The sequence below is a fragment of the Salicola sp. AFF1 genome, assembly GCF_056783195.1.
This window is the reverse complement of the sequence record NZ_JBXAYL010000009.1, coordinates 43788-63860: the sequence shown is the minus strand read 5'-3', so window position 1 is coordinate 63860 and position 20073 is coordinate 43788. Positions and strand designations below refer to the sequence as shown.

The following is a 20073-nucleotide window of genomic DNA, read 5'->3' as shown; positions in this document are numbered from 1 at the left end:
CCCTTTTTCCATTACAGCCAGTCATTGAGGGAAAAGCCCAGACCGATACGGTGTGTGCGCTCGTTGTAGTCGATGAGCGACTCCCCGTAACCGTTGTAATACTGGACATGGGCCTTGATGGAGCTACTGATGGGGAAGGACCAGTTCACTGCCACTGAGGTCCGGTTGTTGTGGCCCCGCAGGTTATTCATCAGTGTGATTCCCAGGGCGTGGGTGCCTGCCGGGTTGTAGATGGCGTTAAGTTCCCCGTAGCCGAGATAGCACTCAATGTCCGGATTATCGTCTTCCGACGCCGTGGGCTTCAGGCGATACCAGGGCTCCAGTGCGAAGGTCCAGTTGTCGGTGCTGTAGACCAGCCCCCCTTTAAGCCGGTTCCAGCTGCGTGAAAACGGCTCCTCGCGGCCATTGGATTCGTGGTTGAAGCCGATCGAGATGATCTCCAGTGAGCCGGGGCCGAACGCCCAGCCCAACTGGTGGGTCAGGAAGATTTCCGGTTCAAAGTTGATCTCCCGGAACGGCGAGGATTCGTCCGTGTTGTACAGCTGCCAGAACGCAAGCTGGGTGTAGCCGAACCACAGCCGGTTGGGGCCATCGAGCACGCCGGTCAGCAGTGGCAGCCGGAAGCTGAGCTGGAACTTCGCTTCTTCTTTTTCGAGTGTCTCATCATGAGGGCGCGGTGGGTGCGCTGGTGTCCGTGGGACCTGGTTGGGGGTGCTGGCCGAGGTGATGGGAGCAGGTAGTTGCGCCGGTGCGGCTGGAAAATGCTGGAATCTCCCAGCATGCGCTCACGGGGAATCGAGCTGGATCCGGTCGTCGCTTCGGGAGTGTCGTCCTTGTGGGGATGCGCCGCCGCTGGTGCGGCAAGCAGCCCGCACGCGACCAGTATCGGTAGTCTCATCACAAATGCCCGCATGGCGGAAGTTTACGCCAGGCGGGGTAGGAACACAAAACGGCCGGGCGCGGGGGCCCGGCCTCAGTCCAGCCGTAGTGCTGTGCTCGACTCAGAGCGCCCACTGGTCGTCGTTAAGGGCCATGAGGCTGTCCTTGCCGTCCCTGATGTCCGCCAGCAAGGCATCCTTCTCCGGTAGAAGCTTGTCGAAGAAGAAGCGCGCGGATACCTGCTTGGCGTCGTTGAAGTCCTGGTTGCCCTCGCCGTTGGCCTGTGCCTGGCGGGCTGCCTCGGCCATGCGTACCCACATGTAGGCGATTACGGTCAGCCCTGTCAGACGCAGGAAGGGGGTGGCCGCGGCACCCGCCTGCTCCGGATCCTGCCTGGCATTGTCATTCAGCCAGGTCACGGCCTGTTCGAGCGTTGAAAGAGCTGCCTTGAGCTGGTCGCGGTGGGCGCAATCCGGGTGCGCTTTCAGGTAGTTGGTTATGTCCGCGAACAGGCTCTGTACCAGGCGGCCTTTATGCAGGCTGAGCTTGCGCCCCACCAGGTCCATTGCCTGGATCCCGTTGGTGCCCTCGTAAATGCGGGCAATACGACCATCGCGTACATACTGCTCAATCGGCCAGTCCTGGGTGAAGCCGGAGCCACCAAGTACCTGCAGCCCGGTGTTGGCGTTGGCGAAGCCTTCATCGGTAAGGAACGCCTTAACCACCGGCGTCAGGAGCTGGACGATGTCATCGGCGCTCTGGCGGGTTTCCGGGTCCGGGTGAGCCTTGGAAAGGTCGAGCTGGTGTCCGGCGTAGAGCGCCATGGCGCGCATGCCCTCGTTGAGCACCTTCTGGCGCATCAGCATGCGGCGCACGTCCGGGTGCACAATGATGGGGTCTGCTGCCTCATCCGGGTTCTTCGGGCCGGCCAGCGAACGGCTCTGGAGCCGCTCCCTGGCAAAGCCAAGGCTCACCTGGTAGGCCGCTTCCGCCAGGCCAAGCCCTTGCATGCCCACCATCAGGCGCGCCTCATTCATCATGGTGAACATCTGGCGCATGCCGTCATGGGGCTCACCCACGAGCCAGCCACGCGCCTCGTCCATGTTCATGACGCAGGTGGCCGAGCCCTTGATGCCCATCTTGTGCTCCAGACCGCCGCAGACAATGCTGTTGCGCTCGCCTGTTTCGGGGATGATCTTGGGGACCACAAAGAGGGAAATGCCTTTGGTGCCGGCGGGCGCATCGGGCAGCTTGGCCAGCACCAGGTGCATGATATTGTCCGTCAGGTCGTGTTCGCCGCCTGTGATCCAGATTTTGGTGCCGCTGACGCGGTAGCTGCCGTCGGCGTCCGGCTGGGCCTTGGTCCGGATCAGGCCCAGGTCTGTCCCGCACTGGGGCTCGGTCAGGCACATGGTGCCGGTCCACTCACCGGAGATGAGCTTCTCCAGATAGGTGTCTTTCAGTGCCTGCGAGCCGTGTTCGTAAAGGGCACTGATGGCGCCGTGGGTCAGACCCGGGTACATGCCCAGGGACAGGTTCGTGGCGCATACCATTTCATCAACAATGAACTTGAGGATGTGAGGCAGGCCCTGGCCGCCGTATTCCACGGGCGCATCCAGTGATGTCCAGCCCCCCTCGGAGAACTGCCGGTAAGCCTCCTTGAACCCCGTGGGTGTGGTCACGCTGGCGTCGTCCGGGTTGAAGTGACAGCCCTCCTGGTCCCCGGGGACGTTGGTCGGTTCCATGATGTCACGCATGAAGCGCCCCCCTTCCTCAAGAATGGCGTTGATCAGGTCGGGCGTGGCTTCGGAATAGGGCTCAAGCTCGCAGAGGCGGTCAGCCCCGAGGACGTTGTACAGGATGAAACGGTAGTCGGTAATCGGCGCGTTGTAGGCCATCGGTGTCTCGCCTTGTGGGATGGATGGTCATGGATACACTGGTTCTTACGCGCCAATAGAGCGCCTGGTTCAGGGGACTACCAGGGCAGTTCAGTGCCATCCCAGCTCAGGAAGCGACCGCTGTCCTCCGGCGCCAGCTGGTCGAGGATCTGCCAGAGGTTGGCGGCCGTATCCGCGGGGGAATGGACCTTGAGCCGCGCCAGTGATTGCTGGAAAGGGGCGGTCAGTTGGGTTTCAGTGGTGCCCGGATGCAGGGCTACAACAATGGCGGGGCGCAGGCGCCGTCGGGTCTCGATGGCCAGGTTGCGGACGGCCATGTTGAGCGCTGCCTTGCTGCAGCGGTAGCTGTACCAGCCCCCGAACTCATTGTCGCCGATCGAGCCCACCTTCGCGGAGATGGCGGCGATGTGTTTCGGTTCCCGATGGCGTAGCCAAGGGATCAGAGCCTGGACAGTGGTGAGAAACCCCAGGGTGTTGACGCGGTAGCTCTGGAGCATGGCCTCCGGGTCCACGTCTTCGAGGCGCTTTTCAGGGAAAAGGCTCTCACCATGCAGAATGCCAATGGCATACAGGATACGCCTTATCCGGGCGTCCGGTGGCAGGTGGCTGGAGAAGGCGGTATCCAGTGAGTGCCTGTCAGCCACATCCGCATCCACCAGGATAAGGCGACCCGGAAAGGCGGTTGCCAGTTGGCACGCGCCCTCGCTTTGGGATGCCTGCCGGCTCAGCCCGAATACGCGTGCCTCGGCGTTGCGCTGGAGTTCATGGGCTGCCAGGGCCAGGCCGATGCCACCGCTGATGCCGGCAATCAGGGTATCCATCGGCCCGGCGCCTAGCGGATGAAGGGGTTGAGCAGCCGCGTCAACCGGCCAGTGAGCTTAACGGGCGCATCCATTACAGAGAGGGTGATGCAATCCTCGCCATGCAGTGCCACCGGCTGGTGGTCATGGTGATGGTCAAGGATCACGAAGTCTCCCCTGCTGAAGACACCATTGGCGTCCGCAAAGGCCCCGGTAAGGACCAGGGTCGCCTCGGAGCCGTGATGGCTGTGGGACGGGGCCCGGCCGCCAGCGCACAGCTTCTGCAGGGTCACCCGCTCGTCGCCCGGGAAGCGGTCGCTCAGGTCATACACACTGACGTCGGCCAGCTGGCGCTTCCAGGGCAGCTCATCAAGGTCACTGCCGAGCAGCCGCTCAAGCGGGGAGTCATGGTTCTTTGCCGGTTCCGGGGGTTGCGGCGCCTGCGGCTCGGTATCGATCTGCGTGAGGATGTTATCGAACAGGTCATCGGAAACCTTGCTGGCCTGTCGGCTGTGGTCGAGCATGATCGCGCCCAGGCTGTTCAGCATGTCCAGCTGGCCCCGGCATTGGGAGCAGCTGTCGAGGTGCATGCGAACGCACAAAGCCATCGGCTCCGACAGCGTGCCTGCGCTGTACTCCATCAGCAGGACGTCCTCGGGATGGTGGGTACTCATAGGTCCTGATCCTGAAGAATCACTTTTAACTTGCTCAGCGCCAAACGGACACGGCTTTTCACGGTTCCCAGCGGAATATCCAGTTCTTCGGCAACAGCCTGGTGGGATTTGTGTTCCAGGTAGACCTGTTTCAGAACCGTCAGCTGGTCATGGGGCAGGCTTTCGAAGGAATCCCGGATGCGGCGCTCGGCGATGATACGGTGGAGCGAGGGCACGGGGTCCTTTTCGTCGTCCCCGGGGATCTGCCACAGATCTTCCGTTTCGATCGCCATTTCAGCACTACCACGCTGGATCTTGCGCAGCATGTCGATGCGCTGGTTACGGGCAATGGTGAAGATCCAGGTGGATGCGGCCGCCTTGCGCCAGTCATAGGTGGAGGCACGCCGCCAGATGGAGATCATGACTTCCTGGACGAGCTCTTCCGCCTGGTGGGCAATGCCATTGGAGATGGCGTAATACTTGATCTGCGGCCCGAAGTGCTCGAACAGCTCATGAAAGGCCGCCCTGTCATGATGGCTGCCGACACGCTCCAGGAGCTGGCTCCAATGATCCTTGCTGCGCTCGGGGCGCGAGCTGTCCGGGGCTGAAGTCACATTCCGACTCTTCGTTGCTGCCGTTTGGCTGCCTCTTATGAGTTCCATTGTAGGTGCCCGTCGCCATGTTGGGAAATCATACGTGATCAGGTTTACGCGACGGGTAGAAAGCTGGATCACTCATCCGTGAGATAGGTATAGCTGTCCAGACCGTTCCGGATCTGTTCCAGCAGTTTATTGCGTTCCTCCGCCGTAAGCGGGCTCTGTTCAAGCCGGGAGGCCAGCTGCTGGAAAAGCGCGTCAGGGTCATGGTTGACCTGTCGCAGTACGTTGGCCAGCGTTTCACCATGCGCCAGGTGGGTGATTCTTGCCTCGCCCTCTGGATCGAGGCACACATCCACCGCGTCCGTGTCGCCGAACAGGTTGTGCATGTCCCCCAGGATTTCCTGGTAGGCGCCGGTCATGAAGAAGGCAAGCTGGTCCACATCCGTGTCCGCGGGCAGCGGCAGTGTGGTTTCGATCCCGTCTCCCTCCACATAATGGTCAATGCGCCCGTCGGAATCACAGGTCATATCCCGCAGCACCGCCCGGCGTGATGTGGGCTGGTCCAGGCCCTGGAGCGGAAGGATCGGGAAAATCTGATCAATGCCCCAGATGTCCGGCAGGGACTGGAAGATTGAGAGGTTCAGGAAAAGCCGTTCGGCACACTGCTCGTTGAGCTCGTCCAGCAGGTCGCGCTGGACGCGGTTGCCTGGGTTAAGGCGGGCACGCAGCCTCATGGCCAGTTGCTGGTAGAGCTGTTCAGCGTGGGCACGCTGCTGCAGCGACAGCATGCCATGGGCGAACTCCGTTTGCACGTCCGCCATGGCCTGGGCGGCGTCGTGGTGGACTTCCACGGCCGAATGCCTTGGCCCGTCGGCGCTTAACGCCTGGAAATCCGCCCACAGGCTTCGCAGGGGGGCGGGCTCGGGTTCAGCAACCGGGCTGGGCGCGACGGTTGCGGGCGCCTCCCGGTCGATGATGTTGGTCACCAGTACGGCGTGATGCGCGGTGATGGCACGGCCGGACTCGGTGATCAGGTGCGGGTGGGGCAGGTCGTGGCGGTTGCAGGATTCATGGAACGCCTGGACGACCTGGCGCGCGTATTCCTCCATGCTGTAGTTCATGGAGCAGGCGCTGCGTGAGCGGGTGCCTTCGTAATCCACGCCCAAGCCGCCGCCAACATCCACTGTGTCCACGGGCGCACCGGCCTCGCGCAGGGCATGGTGGAAGCGGGCCGCTTCCCGCAGGCCGGTCTGGATATCCCGGATGTTGGCAATCTGGGACCCCAGGTGGAAGTGCAGCAGCTGGAGGCACTCCAGCGCACCGGCTTCGCGCAGCTGGTCGACCACTGTCAGGATCTGGCTGGCAGAGAGCCCGAACTTGGACTTTTCGCCGCCGGTGTTCTGCCAGTTGCCTTCGCCAATGGTGGCCAGCCGGGCACGAACGCCGATCAGAGGCCGCACGCCCAGGCGCTGGGACTCGTCGAGGATCAGCGGCAGTTCCGATGCTTTCTCAACCACGATGAATACCCGGTGCCCGAGACGCTGCCCCAGTAGTGCCAGTCGGATGGTTTCGCGGTCCTTGTAGCCGTTACAGATGATGCGGGCATTGCGGGGGGCCAGCGCCAGTACCGCGAACAGCTCCGGCTTGCTGCCGGCTTCCAGTCCAATCTGGCCCTGGCTGGCGGCCGGCTCGCTGCGCAGGATCTCCTCCACAACGCGGCGCTGCTGATTGACCTTGATGGGGTAGACGGCGGTGAACCCGCCTGCGTAGCCGAGGTTACGGATGGGGTCGTTGAAGGCGCGACACAGGCGGTTGACCCGGTGGTGCAGTACATCGCTGAAGCGGATCAGTAGTGGCAAGCGAGCCCCCTGGGCCTGGGCCTGACTGACGACTCGGGCCAGGGCCAGGCCGGGCTCCCGGGTGTCGGGGGTAATGCGCAGCTCGCCCCCGGCGCCGACGGTGACGTAGCCCTCGCTCCAACGGTCGATATTCCATGTCTGGCCGGGGGTGTCGCTGCTCATGGGGGCTCCGCATCGGTAACTTTCCGGGGATTGTAAGGCCACTGGCGTTTTGGCAACAGGCTTCTGTCCAGTGCTGGCGGGCCGTACAATGAGGCCTTCCACCCAGCCTCAGGAGACAGCCATGAGCGGACTCGACGACAACTGGTTCACCGAGATCTACCCGGAGGAGTCCACCGCCTTCTCGCTCCGGACCAAGCAGAAGGTTCACGAGGAAGTCTCCGACTACCAGACCATCAGTATCTACGAGACCGAGACCTTCGGTTACCTGATGACGATTGACGGCTGCGTGATGCTCTCCACGCGGGATAATTTCCTGTATCACGAGATGATGGCCCATCCGGTTCTTTTTACCCACCACAACCCGAAACGGGTGGCGGTCATTGGAGGCGGGGACTGCGGGACCCTGCGCGAGGTGTTGCGTCACGACAGTGTCGAGGAAGTGTGGCAGGCGGAGATTGACGAGGCTGTAACGCGGCTTTCGGAGCAGTGGTTCCCCGAGCTGTGCGAGGCCAATGAAGACCCCCGGGCGAATTTCTTCTTCGGGGACGGCATCAAATGGATCCAGGATGCGGATCCGGGCTATTTCGATGTGGTGATCATCGACAGCACGGACCCCGTTGGCCCGGCGGAAGGGCTGTTCACCAAGGACTTCTACCGGGACTGTTACATGGCGCTGGCGGACAACGGGCTCATGGTGCAGCAGACCGAATCGCCGCTGATGAAGCGCCCAGGGTCCATCATCCGGAAAGCGCATGAGGACATGAAGGCGGCTGGCTACCATAACAGCAAGACGCTGGTCTTCCCGCAGCCGGTTTACCCCACGGGCTGGTGGAGTTGCACCATTGCCAGCAAGGTAACGCCGCTGGAGCATTTCCGGGAGGCGGATGCCGGTGCCCGCCCGTTTCCGACTTACTATTACAGTGCGGACGTGCATCGGGGCGCCCTCGCGACCCCGCCGTTCCTGCAGGATATCATCGGAGAGGATCACCCCGTTGGCGGGGAAGGCTGAAGGCCTGGTCCCGCTCTCACCCTGACGGGCCTCTGAACCGGGAGGCCCGGCTTCGCTGAACCCCGTGCGCAAGCGCTCTGTCTGTTCATTCCAGAGTCCCTTGCACAATTTGTGGATTTGGGTTTACCTTAACGTAAACGTAATCAAGGAGGCATTCGATGCCTGAGAAACCGGCTCATTACACCATCCGTGACCTGGCCAGTGAGTTCGACGTGACCAGCCGGACCATCCGGTTCTACGAGGAAGCCGGACTGCTCCAGCCCCAGCGGGATGGACAGACCCGGCTCTATACGGATCAGGACCGGGTGAAGCTCAAGCTGATCCTCCGTGGTAAGCGCCTCGGGTTCAGCCTGGCCGAGTCCCGGGAGCTGATTGAGATGTACGACCCGACGTCTGACAACACGCACCAGTTGCTGGCGCTGCGCGACAAGATACAGAACCGCCGCGAGGCCCTGCGGCAACAATTGATGGACATCGAGGACATGCAGAATGAGCTGGATGCCGCGGAAGAACGCTGTCTGGAGGCATTGAGGGCCAAAAACAACGATACCCAGGACGGATCATCCACTTCGGGTGCGATCACCGGGGAAACAGGCTAGGGATCCTTCGGGACCCTTGAGCCGGATGACTCGCCACCGAACAACGACAACAGGTGAGCTATGGCCACAACAACCAAAAGTTACCTCAGCGGTACCAGCAGCCTGCCGCTGCTGGGCAAGACCATCGGCGAGCAGTTTGATGACACGGTTGAACAGTATCCGGACTCGGATGCGCTGATCGTCCATCACCAGAATCGCCAATACAGTTACCGGGAGCTCCAGGCGGCCGTGGACGAGTGCGCACGCGGGCTGATGGCGCTGGGTGTTGAAAAAGGCGACCGGGTGGGCATCTGGTCCCCCAACAATGCCGAGTGGTGCATCACGCAGTTCGCCACCGCGAAGGTGGGCGCCATTCTGGTCAACATCAATCCCAGCTACCGGAGTCACGAAGCGCACTACGCGCTACAGCATTCCGGCATTTCGGTACTGGTGATCCAGGGGTGGTTCAAGACCTCCGACTATGTGGCGATGGTGACCGAGCTGGTCCCGGCATTGAACCAGCCGGTGGATGGCGCCCTGCACGATGCCTCTTTCCCCGAGCTGAACCACGTCATCTGCCTGGACGACGCACACCGCTCCCCTGGCATGAAGACCTGGAATGAGCTGCTGGAAGCCGCCAGCCAGACCAGTGGTGAGGCCTATCGCCAGCGCCAGGCGGCCCTGGCGTTCGATGACCCGATCAACATCCAGTACACCTCCGGCACGACGGGGTCGCCCAAGGGCGCCACGCTGTCCCACCACAATATCCTCAACAATGGCCTGTTCGTTGCGCGGCGCATGGGCTTCAGCAACGAGGACCGGCTGGTGATCCCGGTGCCGCTCTATCACTGCTTTGGCATGGTCATGGGCAATCTGGGCTGCGTTACCCATGGCGCTACCATGATCTATCCTTCCGAGGGCTTCGAGCCGGCCACCACGCTGGCCGCGGTGGAGCAGGAGAAAGCGACGGCCCTTTACGGCGTGCCTACCATGTTCATCGCCGAGCTGGAGCACGCGGATTTTGAGCAGTTCGACCTCTCCAGCCTGCGTACCGGCGTGATGGCTGGTTCCAACTGTCCCGCCGAGGTCATGAAGCAGGTCATCGACCGGATGCACATGCGCGATGTGACCATCTGCTATGGCATGACCGAAACCAGTCCCGTCAGCCTTCAGACCGGGCCGGAGGCATCGCTGGAGCAGCGCGTCAGCACCGTTGGCTCCATCCATCCGCATCTGGAAGTCAAGGTGGTCGATCCCGCCACCGGCCAGGTCGTGCCCCGGGGCGAGAAAGGAGAACTCTGTACCCGTGGCTACAGCGTCATGCTCGGTTATTGGGACAACGAGGAGGCCACCCACAAGGCCATCGACCGCGCTGGCTGGATGCACACGGGCGATCTCGCAACGATGGATGACGCCGGTTACGTGGCCATCGTTGGACGCATCAAGGACCTGATCATCCGTGGTGGCGAGAACATCTACCCCCGGGAAATCGAGGAATTCCTCTACACCCATCCAGCCATCTCCGACGCCCAGGTGATCGGCGTGCCCGATTCCCGTTACGGCGAGGAAGTCATGGCCTGGATCAAGCTGGTCGAGGGCCAGCAGGCCAGTGAAGACGAAATCCGTCAGTTCTGCCAGTCCGGCATCGCCCACAATAAGGTACCGCGCTATATCCAGCTGGTGGACGATTTCCCCATGACCGTGACCGGCAAGATCCAGAAATACCGCATGCGGGAAATCAGCATCGAGGAGCTGGGTCTGGGCGAATGACCCGCTTCCGAAGACACCTGATCAACAGAGGCCATCAGCACCATGAAAAGCCAATACACATCCCTGAACTTTGGACTGGGCGAAACCACGGACATCCTGCGGGACCAGGTTAACCAGTTCGCGACGGACCTCATCGCGCCCATCGCGGCCAAAACGGATGAGGACAACGCCTTTCCCAATGAGCTGTGGCCCAGGCTCGGCGAGATGGGCCTGCTGGGCATGACCGTGAGCGAGGCGGATGGCGGCAGCGACATGGGTTATCTGGCCCATGTAGTGGCCATGGAGGAAATCAGCCGCGCCTCAGCCAGTATCGGCCTCAGCTACGGCGCCCACTCCAATCTTTGCGTCAACCAGATCGCCCGTCACGCCACGCCAGAGCAGCGAGCCCGCTATCTGCCCGGGCTGGTGTCAGGGGAGAAGGTCGGCGCCCTGGCCATGAGCGAGCCCAATGCCGGGTCGGACGTGGCCAGCATGAAGCTGCGGGCCGACCGCAAGGGCGATCGCTTCATCCTCAACGGCAGCAAGATGTGGATCACGAATGGCCCTGACGCCGATACCTACGTGATCTACGCCAAGACCGACGCGGACAAGGGGCCACACGGCATTACCGCCTTCATTGTGGAACGGGACTGGAAGGGCTTTTCCCGTGGCCCCAAGCTCGACAAGCTTGGTATGCGCGGTTCCAACACCTGCGAGCTGATCTTCGAGGACGTCGAGGTGCCCGAGGACAACATCCTCGGTGGTGAAAACCAGGGCGTGAAGGTGCTGATGTCCGGCCTCGATTACGAGCGTGTGGTTCTTTCCGGTGGGCCTGTTGGCATTATGCAGGCCTGCCTGGACCAGGTGGTGCCCTATGTCCATGAGCGCAAGCAGTTCGACCAGCCCATCGGCGAGTTCCAGATGATCCAGGCCAAGCTTGCCGACATGTACACCGAACTGGCGGCCTCACGGGCCTACCTCTACGCCGTGGCCCAGGCCTGCGACCGGGGCGAAACCACACGCAAGGACGCGGCGGGGGCCATCCTCTACACCTCCGAGCGCGCCACCAAGATGGCACTGGAGGCCATCCAGATCCTTGGAGGCAATGGCTACATCAACGAGTACCCAACCGGCCGCCTGCTCCGGGATGCCAAGCTGTACGAAATCGGTGCTGGCACCCAGGAAATCCGGCGGATGCTGATTGGTCGTGAACTGTTCAAGGAATCGTCATGAGCGTGCTTCATACCAGGATAGACCGCAACGGCGCTGAATTCCGCGATCGCCACGCGGACATGGATGCCCTGGTCAACGAGCTTAACGCGCAGCGGGAACGGATCGCCCTTGGGGGCGGCGAAAAGGCCCAGCAACGCCAGCGTGACAAGGGCAAAATGCCGCCCCGCGAGCGTATCGCGCGACTGCTGGATCCGGGGTCGCCCTTTCTGGAGATTGGGGCCTTTGCCGCCGAGGGCGTTTATGAAGAAGAGGTGCCGGCCGCTGGTGCGGTAGCCGGTATCGGTCGGGTGGAAGGCGTTGAATGCATGATCGTGGCCAACGATCCCACCGTTAAGGGTGGCACCTACTACCCCCTGACCGTTAAAAAGCACCTGCGGGCCCAAGCCATAGCGGCGGAGAACCGTCTGCCCTGCATCTATCTGGTGGATTCGGGCGGCGCTAACCTGGCGCGCCAGGACGAGGTTTTCCCGGATGAGGACGATTTTGGCCACATCTTCTACCGCCAGGCCAATCTCTCCGCCCAGGGCATTCCCCAGATCGCTGTGGTGCTGGGGCTGTGCACGGCCGGCGGCGCCTATGTGCCGGCCATGGCCGACGAAAGCATCATGGTCCGGGACAATAGCTCCATCTTTCTAGCAGGGCCGCCACTGGTGAAAGCGGCCACCGGCGAGTCGGTGAGCGCCGAGGAGCTGGGTGGGGCGGACGTTCACTGTGGTATTTCCGGCGTAGCGGATCATGTCACGGATTCGGAGACCGAGGCTCTGGAGCGGGCCCGGCACTGCATCGCCAACATCAATCACCAGAAGCCGGAAGGGCTCACGTTGAAGGAACCGGACGAGCCGCTCTATCCGGCCGAGGAACTCTACGGCGTGGTGCCCACCGACCTGCGCACGCCCTATGACGTGCGCGAAGTCATTGCCCGCCTCGTGGACGGTTCCGAGTTTGATGAGTTCAAGGCTACCTTCGGGACCACCCTGGTGTGCGGCTTCGCGCACCTGTATGGCATGCCGGTGGGCATCGTTGCCAACAACGGCATCCTGTTCTCGGAGTCCGCCCAGAAAGGCGCGCACTTCATCGAGTTGTGCAACCAGCGCCATATCCCATTGATATTCCTTCAGAACATCACCGGCTTCATGGTCGGCAAGGAGGCCGAGCACGGCGGTATCGCCAAGCATGGCGCCAAGATGGTCACCGCCGTGGCCTGCTCCCGGGTTCCCTGCCTGACGGTCATCATCGGCGGTAGCTACGGCGCAGGCAATTACGGCATGTGTGGCCGGGCCTATAAGCCCCGATTCCTGTGGATGTGGCCTAACGCCCGCATCGCGGTGATGGGCGGCGAGCAGGCAGCGGGCGTGCTGGCGGAGGTCAAGCGCGCCGGCATGGAACGCAAGGGCGAGACCTGGACGGAGGCCGAGGAACAAGCCTTCAAGCAACCCTATGTGGAGCAGTTTGAGCGCCAGTCGTCGCCCCAATACGCCAGTGCCCGGCTCTGGGACGACGGCGTTATCGATCCGGCGGACACCCGGCGCGTGCTCGGTCTGAGCCTTTCGGCCGCGCTCAACGCCCCGATCGAGGACACCCACTACGGCATTTTCCGGATGTGACATGACCGACCAAACCGTTCTCTATCACCTGGACGATCACGGCGTGGCCTGGGTCACGCTCAACCGTCCCGACAAGCGCAACGCCTTCGGCGGCCCGGTGATTGCCGAGCTGCTGGACGCCCTTGAGCGGGCACGCAAGGCACCGGAATGCCGGGCCCTCGTTGTTGCCGGCAATGGCAAGCATTTTTCCGCTGGTGCGGACCTGGACTACATGCGCCAAAGCGCCGAGCTGTCCGAGGCGGAGAACATCGACGATGCCCGGACACTGGCCCGGCTCATGGACAGCCTCGACCGCTTTCCCGCCCCCACAATCGCCCGCGTTCAGGGGGCCGCCTTCGGCGGCGCCCTGGGGCTGGTGTGCTGCTGTGACATGGTGCTGGCGGCCGAGGACGCCCGATTCTGCCTCAGCGAAACCCGCCTGGGGCTGGCGCCGTCCACCATCGGTCCTTATGTGGTCCGAGCCATGGGCGCACGCCAGGCCCGCCGCTACTTTCTCAGCGCCGAGGAAATTGATGGCCATCGCGCCCAGGAGCTCAACCTGGTCCATCAGGTTGTCCCTGGCGAGGGGCTGGATGAGGCGGTTAACACCCTACTGGCGCGTCTGCTCAAGAATGGGCCACAGGCCCAGGCCGCCTGCAAGGAGCTGATCGCCCGGATTGGCCAGGACCAGCCTGATGACGCATTGATGGATTTCACGGCGCGCCAGATCGCCCGCCTGAGGACGGGGGATGAAGCCCAGGAAGGGCTGGCGGCCTTTCTGGAAAAACGCCCGGCCAGCTGGGTGGAAGGAGGCCTGGAATGACTGATACCCCGATCCGCACCCTGCTCGTCGCCAACCGGGGCGAGATCGCAGCCCGCATCATGCGCACGGCCCGCCGGATGGGCATCCGGTCAGTGGCGGTGTACGCGGACCCGGACCGGCAGGCGCCCTTCGTTTTGGAGGCCGATGAGGCGGTGTACCTCGGCCCGGCCGAGGCGAGCCAGAGCTATCTCAACATTGATGCCGTTATGGCCGCCGCCCGGGAGACGGGGGCGGATGCCATTCATCCTGGTTACGGTTTTCTTTCCGAGAACACCGACATGGCCGCCGCCTGTGCCGAGCACGGCATCCACTTCATTGGCCCGCCCGCATCGGCCATCCGTGCCATGGGTTCCAAGAGCGCCGCCAAGGCACTGGTCGCCAGTGCCGACGTGCCGCTGGTGCCGGGGTACCACGGCGATGAGCAGAGTGACGACCACCTGCGGGCGGAAGCGGAAAAGACGGGCTATCCACTGCTCATCAAGGCCAGCGCCGGTGGCGGCGGCAAGGGGATGCGGGTGGTTCGCGGGCCGGAAGAGCTGGACGAGGCCATTGCATCCGCGCGCCGCGAGGCGGAATCCGGATTTGGCGATCCGCACCTGTTGCTGGAACGGTACCTGGAGAACCCGCGACATGTGGAAGTCCAGGTCCTGTTCGATCGCCACGGCGCAGGGCGTTACCTGTTTGACCGGGACTGTTCCGTCCAGCGCCGGCACCAGAAAATCGTTGAAGAAGCGCCCGCACCCGGTGTACCGGAGTCGGTCCGTCAGGCCATGGGCGAGGCGGCCGTGCGTTGTGGCGAGGCCATCGGTTATACCGGGGCCGGCACCGTCGAGTTCCTGTACGAACCCGGTGGCCATTTCTATTTCATGGAAATGAACACCCGGCTGCAGGTGGAACACCCGGTGACCGAGATGATCACCGGACTGGACCTGGTGGAGTGGCAGCTGCGGGTCGCCGCCAACGAGACGCTGCCATGGGCCCAGGATGAGCTGTCACACAGCGGGCATGCGATGGAGGCGCGGGTCTATGCAGAAGATCCGGACAATGGGTTCCTTCCGGCCACGGGCACCCTCCATCGGCTTGACGAACCGCCCGAAAGCGATCACCTGCGCATCGATAGCGGTGTTGCTGAAGGCCTGGCGGTCACGCCCTGGTACGACCCCATGCTGGCCAAGGTCATCGCCTGGGGGCCGGACCGCGAGACGGCGCGGCGTCGCCTGTCGAGCGCCCTGATCCGTTACCGGGCCCTGGGCGTGACCCTGAATACAGGCTTTGTGAGAGCGGTGCTTGAGCATCCTGCCTTCATCGCTGGTGATCTCACTACGCATTTCATCGAGCAGTATGAGGAGGCCCTTCACACCACGCGCTTCGATGCGGCGGAACAACAGGCGCTTACCTGGCTGGCGTGGTATCAACGCGAGGCCACAGCCGCGGACAGGGATCCCTGGTCCTTGGGTGATGCCTTCCGTCTTGGAGGGCCCCGGGAACAGCCCTGCGAGCTGCGGATCGGCCAGACGGATGCCCACCTGAGCTATGAGCTGAGCCACGACCGGCGCGCCCTGGTGCGCACCGGCAGTGACAGCCAGGCCCTGCGCTGGCGTCCGGGCCCCTCGCCCGGTGAGGTCATTGTTGCTCTGGGCCGGCGGGAAGTGGTCCTGGCTTCGTGCCGCCATGGCGAGAGACTTGGCGTTTTCGCGGACGCCTGCCACTGGACGGCACTGGTCAATCACCCCGAGGAACAGAAGGAGGCCGGGGGGCATGATGACGCACTGTATGCGCCCATGCACGGCCGCATCATCGATGTGCCCGGCACCGCTGGCGCCTGGGTGGAAGCGGGCACCGCCCTGGTCATCATGGAAGCCATGAAAATGGAGCACACCCTGCGTGCCCCCGCCAACGGCACTGTCGCCGCCATCCACTGCGGTACCGGCGACGCCGTCAGCTCCGGCCAGGAGCTGGTTGCCTTTGAACCGGATCAGGAGGCGGACGCATGAGTGATGACCGGGTCGAGATCGTGGAAGTGGGCCTGCGCGATGGACTCCAGAACGAGGCCACACCGGTTCCGTTCGAGTCCCGGGCGGACTGGTTCAACCGCCTGGCGGGGGCGGGCCTGCGCCGGATCGAGGCGGGCAGCTTTGTCTCTCCCAAATGGGTGCCCCAGATGGCCGACACCGACCGGGTCCTGAGCGCCATCCAGCGTTCCGGGGATGTTTCCGCCGAGGTGCTGGTGCCCAATGACAAGGGGCTGGAGTGCGCCCTGGCCAGCGATGCCGATGTCGTTGCCGTGTTCACGGCAGCCTCGGAGGCGTTCAACCGGAAGAACATCAATTGCTCCATTGATGAGAGCATTGAACGCTTCCGGCCGGTGGTCGCAGGGGCCCGGGCAGCGGGCAAGCCGGTTCGGGCGTATGTCTCCTGCGTGGTGGGTTGCCCTTATGAAGGGGCTATCGAACCGGGCCAGGTGGCGGACGTGGTCCAGAAGCTGCTGGGGATCGGCGTCGACGAGGTGTCGCTGGGCGATACCATTGGCGTCGCCCGCCCACGGGAGATTCACCGGCTGCTGGACGCGGTCATGCCCCTGGTCGCGACGCAGCGGCTCGCCCTCCATTGCCATGACACCCGCGGCCAGGCCATCGCGAACATCCACGCCGCCCTGGAGCGCGGCATCCGCACCTTTGACAGTGCTGTTGCCGGCCTCGGCGGCTGCCCCTATGCCAGGGGCGCCACCGGCAACGTGGCCACCGAGGACCTGCTCTATCTGCTGGCGGGCGAAGGCATGGCGACCGGCGTTGACCTTGAAGCCGTCTCGGCTCTGGGCAATGCGATCTGCGAGCAGTTGGCCCGGGCCAACCCGTCCCGGGTGGGCCGCGCGCTCGCCGCATCCTGAACGACCACCCACTGGAGCGTGACCGATCATCATGAGCGACCGTATTCTCTGGCAACCCGACCCGGAACGGATCGAGAACAGCCGTATGACCGCCTTCCGTCGCTACCTGGCCACCGACGAGGCGCCCGTGGAGGCCGACTATGACGCCTTCCACCGCTGGACAGTGGCCAATCACAGGGAGTTCTGGGACGCGCTCGTCCGCTTCTTCCAGGTGCAGGCCGATTGGCAGGGCCCGGTGAGCGAAATGGGGGCCCCGGTTGTTGGCGAACGCTTCTTTCCGCAAGCCCGCATCAATTTTGCGGAAAATCTGCTGGCGGCCGGTAACCCGGACGACACCGCCCTGATTGAGCACCGCGAGGACGGGCGGCGCCGGAGCCTCAGCTTCCGGGAGCTGCGCCGCCAATCCCAGGCTCTGGCGGGCTGTCTCCAACAGCAAGGGGTGCAAGCGGGGGATCGCGTTGCCGCCTTCGTTCCCAATGGCATGGAGGCGGTCATCGGTATGCTGGCCACGGCCCAGCTGGGCGGGATCTGGAGTTCCTGTTCGCCGGACTTCGGTCTGAATGGGGTGATTGACCGTTTCGGCCAGATCGAACCCAAGGTCCTCATCGCCATCAATGGCTATCAGTACAACGGCAAGCTCATGGATACGAGGGAACGCGTCCAGGCCATCTGCGATGAGCTGCCCTCGCTGAGCCGGTTGATCCGGATCGACAACAGGGCGGACCTGCCCTGGGCGGAGGATGCCCCCGGTATGGACTGGGACCAAGCGTTAAGGGCCGAGCCGGAGGCGCACTATACGCGGCTGGCATTCAACGCGCCGCTGTACATTCTCTACTCCTCGGGAACCACTGGTGCGCCCAAGTGCATTGTGCATGGCATTGGCGGCACGCTGCTCCAGCACCTGAAGGAACTGGGCCTGCACACAGATGTGGGCGCGCGTGACCGGGTGTTCTATTACACCACCTGTGGCTGGATGATGTGGAACTGGCTGGTCAGCAGCCTGGCGCTGGGCGCCACGGTGGTGCTGTTCGACGGCTCGCCGTTCTCCCCGGGGCCCAGCGTGCTGTGGGACATGGCGGAGCGCGAGCAGGTCCGGATCTTCGGGGTGAGCGCCAAGTACTATGCCGCCTGCGAAAGGGTTGGCCTCAAGCCCCGGGAAAGCCATGATCTTGCCGTTCTGGATGCCCTGCTGGCAACGGGGAGCCCACTCACCCATGAAAGTTTTGATTACCTCTACCGGGACGTGAAGGACGACGTCTGTGTTGCCAGTATTTCGGGCGGCACCGACATTGTCTCCTGCTTCGCGCTGGGTAACCCCACACTGCCGGTCTACCGGGGTGAGTTGCAGTGCCTGGGGCTGGGCATGGATGTGGCATTTGCCGATGAGCAGGGGCAGCCGCTTGCCAGCGGCAAGGGCGAGCTGATCTGCCGGAATGCCTTCCCGTCGATGCCCCTGGGATTCTGGAAGGACCAGGACAATGAGCGTTTCCACAACGCCTACTTCAGTCGCTTTGCGGGTGTCTGGGCCCATGGGGACTATGGCGAGCTGGTTCCCCACCCAGCCACCGACACCACACCGGCCCAGACGGGCGTCATCATCCACGGTCGTTCCGATGCGGTGTTGAACCCGGGTGGTGTCCGGATCGGGACGGCCGAAATCTACCGTCAGGTCGAGAAGGTGGATGAGGTGGTGGAGTCGTTGGCGATTGGTCAGCAGTGGCAGGACGATGTGCGCGTGGTCCTGTTCGTGCGGCTGCACGATGAGGCATCACTGGACGACGCGCTGTGTCGGCGTATTCGCCAGACGATCCGTGACAACACCACGCCACGGCACGTGCCCGCCAAAATACTGGCAGTGCCGGATATTCCCAGGACCCTGAGCGGCAAGACCGTCGAGCTGGCGGTGCGCAATGTCGTGCATGGTGAGCCGGTGAAGAACCAGGATGCCCTTGCCAACCCGGAAGCACTGGCGTATTTCCGGGATCGGCCTGAGTTGGCGGAGTGAAGGCCCCACCAATGCAGGTTCCATAAAAAAAGGCGCCCTGGGGCGCCTTTTTTCGTTCGGGGTGTAAGGCAATGGCTCAGCCGTTGCCTTCGAACTCCGGATAGGCTTCCATACCGCACTCGGCGATATCCAGGCCTTCGTACTCCTGTTCTTCGCTCACGCGGATGCCCATGACCGCCTTGAGGATGCCCCAGACAATCAGGCTGGCGACAAAGACCCAGACAAAGATGGTCAGGATGCCGACGATCTGGCCGATGAAGGTGGCTCCACCGTTGGTCACCGGCACCAGGAGCAGACCCAGGATGCCGACAACACCGTGCACCGAGATCGCCCCCACCGGGTCGTCGATGCGCAGCTTATCCAGGGCGATGATCGAGAAGACCACCAGAACACCACCAAGAGCGCCAAAGATCGTTGCGGCCAGCGGTGTCGGCGTGGACGGCTCGGCGGTGATGGTCACCAGCCCCGCGAGCGCCCCGTTGAGCAGCATGGTCAGGTCGGCCTTGCCGAACATCAGCCGGGCAACAATCAGGGCGGCCACGGCGCCACCCGCAGCGGCGGTATTGGTGTTCAGGAAGACAATGGCCACTGAGTTGGCGGTCTCAACACTGGCTGCTGCCAGCACCGAACCACCGTTAAATCCGAACCAGCCCATCCAGAGGATGAAGGTGCCCAGTGTGGCCAGCGGCAGGTTGGCGCCCGGAATCGCGCGGACTTCACCGTTGCGTCCGTACTTGCCCTTGCGCGGACCCAGGAGCAGAACACCGGCCAGGGCCGCTGCCGCGCCCGCCATGTGCACGATGCCGGAACCGGCAAAGTCACTGAAGCCAAGATCCGCCAGATTGTAAAGGCCGAACACTGCTGAGCCACCCCAGGTCCACGCGCCTTCCAGCGGGTAGATGAAGCCGGTCAGCACAACCGTGAAGGTAAAGAACGCCCAGAGTCTCATCCGCTCAGCCACGGCGCCGGAAACGATCGACATGGCGGTTGCCACGAAGACGACCTGGAAGAAGAAATCCGAGGCCGGGGCATAGGTGGATACTGCTTCATAGGTGAAGCCTTCGGAAACGCCCGGATCCATGATGCCGGAAAGGAAGGTACCACCGCCGTACATGATGGAGTAACCGCAGACCATGTACATGATGCACGCGATGGCATAAAGACCAACGTTCTTGGTCAGGATCTCGGTGGTGTTCTTGGCCCGGACGAGGCCGGACTCAAGCATGGTGAAGCCTGCCGCCATCCACATGACGAAGGCACCACAGATCAGAAAGTAAAAGGTATCAAGTGCAAACTGCAGTTCGTTGACTGTGTTTTCCATTGGAATAAGCCCTCCGCACAAGGCTTTTCAAATTC

Annotated in this window: 16 protein-coding genes; 9 read left to right on the top strand and 7 right to left on the bottom strand. The window is 63.1% G+C overall.

Annotation, left to right across the window (positions count from 1 at the left end; translation table 11 throughout):
- Window positions 1–11: 11 nt before the first annotated feature.
- From AC1RQI_RS08000 to speA, 6 genes are all read right to left on the bottom strand, one after another.
- Window positions 12–728 carry a phospholipase A gene (locus tag AC1RQI_RS08000; RefSeq protein ID WP_481904397.1) on the bottom strand — a complete coding sequence of 239 codons (717 nt, stop codon included), beginning with the start codon at window positions 726–728 and terminating at the stop codon, window positions 12–14.
- 273 nt (window positions 729–1001) lie between these two features.
- Window positions 1002–2777: an acyl-CoA dehydrogenase C-terminal domain-containing protein gene (locus AC1RQI_RS07995; protein ID WP_481904326.1), complete on the bottom strand. Its 1776-nt coding sequence runs from the start codon at window positions 2775–2777 to the stop codon at window positions 1002–1004.
- A gap of 77 nt (window positions 2778–2854) precedes the next feature.
- The gene (locus AC1RQI_RS07990; protein WP_481904325.1) at window positions 2855–3598 is read right to left on the bottom strand and encodes an SDR family NAD(P)-dependent oxidoreductase; all 744 of its coding nucleotides are present in this window, start codon (window positions 3596–3598) and stop codon (window positions 2855–2857) included.
- An 11-nt stretch (window positions 3599–3609) separates the two neighbouring features.
- Window positions 3610–4251 (bottom strand): ChrR family anti-sigma-E factor, encoded by a 642-nt coding sequence (locus AC1RQI_RS07985; RefSeq protein WP_481904324.1) that lies wholly within the window; start codon window positions 4249–4251, stop codon window positions 3610–3612.
- The gene (locus AC1RQI_RS07980; protein WP_416632506.1) at window positions 4248–4844 is read right to left on the bottom strand and encodes a sigma-70 family RNA polymerase sigma factor; all 597 of its coding nucleotides are present in this window, start codon (window positions 4842–4844) and stop codon (window positions 4248–4250) included. The genes AC1RQI_RS07985 and AC1RQI_RS07980 overlap by 4 nt, the downstream gene beginning before the upstream one ends.
- A 116-nt stretch (window positions 4845–4960) precedes the next feature.
- Entirely contained in the window at window positions 4961–6850 is a 1890-nt protein-coding gene (speA, locus tag AC1RQI_RS07975; protein ID WP_481904323.1) for a biosynthetic arginine decarboxylase, read from the bottom strand.
- 121 nt (window positions 6851–6971) lie between these two features.
- Here speA and speE point away from each other — a divergent pair, with 121 nt between their 5' ends.
- The 9 genes from speE to AC1RQI_RS07930 all read left to right on the top strand — a co-directional run bounded on the left by speE (window position 6972) and on the right by AC1RQI_RS07930 (window position 18717).
- Entirely contained in the window at window positions 6972–7859 is an 888-nt protein-coding gene (gene speE, locus AC1RQI_RS07970) for a polyamine aminopropyltransferase (protein ID WP_481904322.1), read from the top strand.
- A 158-nt stretch (window positions 7860–8017) separates the two neighbouring features.
- Window positions 8018–8458 (top strand): MerR family transcriptional regulator, encoded by a 441-nt coding sequence (locus tag AC1RQI_RS07965; RefSeq protein ID WP_481904321.1) that lies wholly within the window; start codon window positions 8018–8020, stop codon window positions 8456–8458.
- Between the two features lie 60 nt (window positions 8459–8518).
- Window positions 8519–10207, top strand: a complete 1689-nt coding sequence (locus AC1RQI_RS07960) for an AMP-binding protein (protein ID WP_481904320.1) — start codon at window positions 8519–8521, stop codon at window positions 10205–10207.
- Between the two features lie 42 nt (window positions 10208–10249).
- Complete coding sequence (locus AC1RQI_RS07955; RefSeq protein ID WP_416632501.1) at window positions 10250–11419, top strand: isovaleryl-CoA dehydrogenase; 1170 nt, start codon at window positions 10250–10252, stop codon at window positions 11417–11419.
- Window positions 11416–13023 carry a carboxyl transferase domain-containing protein gene (locus tag AC1RQI_RS07950; RefSeq protein WP_481904319.1) on the top strand — a complete coding sequence of 536 codons (1608 nt, stop codon included), beginning with the start codon at window positions 11416–11418 and terminating at the stop codon, window positions 13021–13023. Before AC1RQI_RS07955 ends, AC1RQI_RS07950 begins: the two co-directional genes overlap by 4 nt.
- A 1-nt stretch (window position 13024) precedes the next feature.
- Window positions 13025–13825 carry an enoyl-CoA hydratase/isomerase family protein gene (locus tag AC1RQI_RS07945; RefSeq protein WP_416632499.1) on the top strand — a complete coding sequence of 267 codons (801 nt, stop codon included), beginning with the start codon at window positions 13025–13027 and terminating at the stop codon, window positions 13823–13825.
- Complete coding sequence (locus AC1RQI_RS07940; protein ID WP_481904318.1) at window positions 13822–15819, top strand: acetyl/propionyl/methylcrotonyl-CoA carboxylase subunit alpha; 1998 nt, start codon at window positions 13822–13824, stop codon at window positions 15817–15819. Before AC1RQI_RS07945 ends, AC1RQI_RS07940 begins: the two co-directional genes overlap by 4 nt.
- Window positions 15816–16712 carry a hydroxymethylglutaryl-CoA lyase gene (locus AC1RQI_RS07935; RefSeq protein ID WP_481904317.1) on the top strand — a complete coding sequence of 299 codons (897 nt, stop codon included), beginning with the start codon at window positions 15816–15818 and terminating at the stop codon, window positions 16710–16712. The genes AC1RQI_RS07940 and AC1RQI_RS07935 overlap by 4 nt, the downstream gene beginning before the upstream one ends.
- A gap of 31 nt (window positions 16713–16743) precedes the next feature.
- Window positions 16744–18717: an acetoacetate--CoA ligase gene (locus AC1RQI_RS07930; RefSeq protein WP_481904316.1), complete on the top strand. Its 1974-nt coding sequence runs from the start codon at window positions 16744–16746 to the stop codon at window positions 18715–18717.
- Window positions 18718–18793: 76 nt separating this feature from the next.
- Here AC1RQI_RS07930 and AC1RQI_RS07925 read toward each other — a convergent pair whose 3' ends face one another.
- Complete coding sequence (locus tag AC1RQI_RS07925; RefSeq protein ID WP_481904315.1) at window positions 18794–20038, bottom strand: ammonium transporter; 1245 nt, start codon at window positions 20036–20038, stop codon at window positions 18794–18796.
- Between the last annotated feature and the right edge of the window lie 35 nt (window positions 20039–20073).

Bases quoted from the DNA above. Each gene is read 5' to 3' on its own strand.
- AC1RQI_RS07940 (WP_481904318.1), top strand. From the start codon at position 13,822: ATGACTGATACCCCGATCCGCACCCTGCTCGTCGCCAACCGGGGCGAG.
- AC1RQI_RS07960 (WP_481904320.1), top strand. From the start codon at position 8,519: ATGGCCACAACAACCAAAAGTTACCTCAGCGGTACCAGCAGCCTGCCG.
- AC1RQI_RS07965 (WP_481904321.1), top strand. From the start codon at position 8,018: ATGCCTGAGAAACCGGCTCATTACACCATCCGTGACCTGGCCAGTGAG.
- AC1RQI_RS07945 (WP_416632499.1), top strand. From the start codon at position 13,025: ATGACCGACCAAACCGTTCTCTATCACCTGGACGATCACGGCGTGGCC.
- speE (WP_481904322.1), top strand. From the start codon at position 6,972: ATGAGCGGACTCGACGACAACTGGTTCACCGAGATCTACCCGGAGGAG.
- AC1RQI_RS07990 (WP_481904325.1), bottom strand. From the start codon at position 3,598: ATGGATACCCTGATTGCCGGCATCAGCGGTGGCATCGGCCTGGCCCTG.
- speA (WP_481904323.1), bottom strand. From the start codon at position 6,850: ATGAGCAGCGACACCCCCGGCCAGACATGGAATATCGACCGTTGGAGC.
- AC1RQI_RS07955 (WP_416632501.1), top strand. From the start codon at position 10,250: ATGAAAAGCCAATACACATCCCTGAACTTTGGACTGGGCGAAACCACG.
- AC1RQI_RS07925 (WP_481904315.1), bottom strand. From the start codon at position 20,038: ATGGAAAACACAGTCAACGAACTGCAGTTTGCACTTGATACCTTTTAC.
- AC1RQI_RS07950 (WP_481904319.1), top strand. From the start codon at position 11,416: ATGAGCGTGCTTCATACCAGGATAGACCGCAACGGCGCTGAATTCCGC.
- AC1RQI_RS07995 (WP_481904326.1), bottom strand. From the start codon at position 2,777: ATGGCCTACAACGCGCCGATTACCGACTACCGTTTCATCCTGTACAAC.
- AC1RQI_RS07985 (WP_481904324.1), bottom strand. From the start codon at position 4,251: ATGAGTACCCACCATCCCGAGGACGTCCTGCTGATGGAGTACAGCGCA.
- AC1RQI_RS07930 (WP_481904316.1), top strand. From the start codon at position 16,744: ATGAGCGACCGTATTCTCTGGCAACCCGACCCGGAACGGATCGAGAAC.
- AC1RQI_RS07935 (WP_481904317.1), top strand. From the start codon at position 15,816: ATGAGTGATGACCGGGTCGAGATCGTGGAAGTGGGCCTGCGCGATGGA.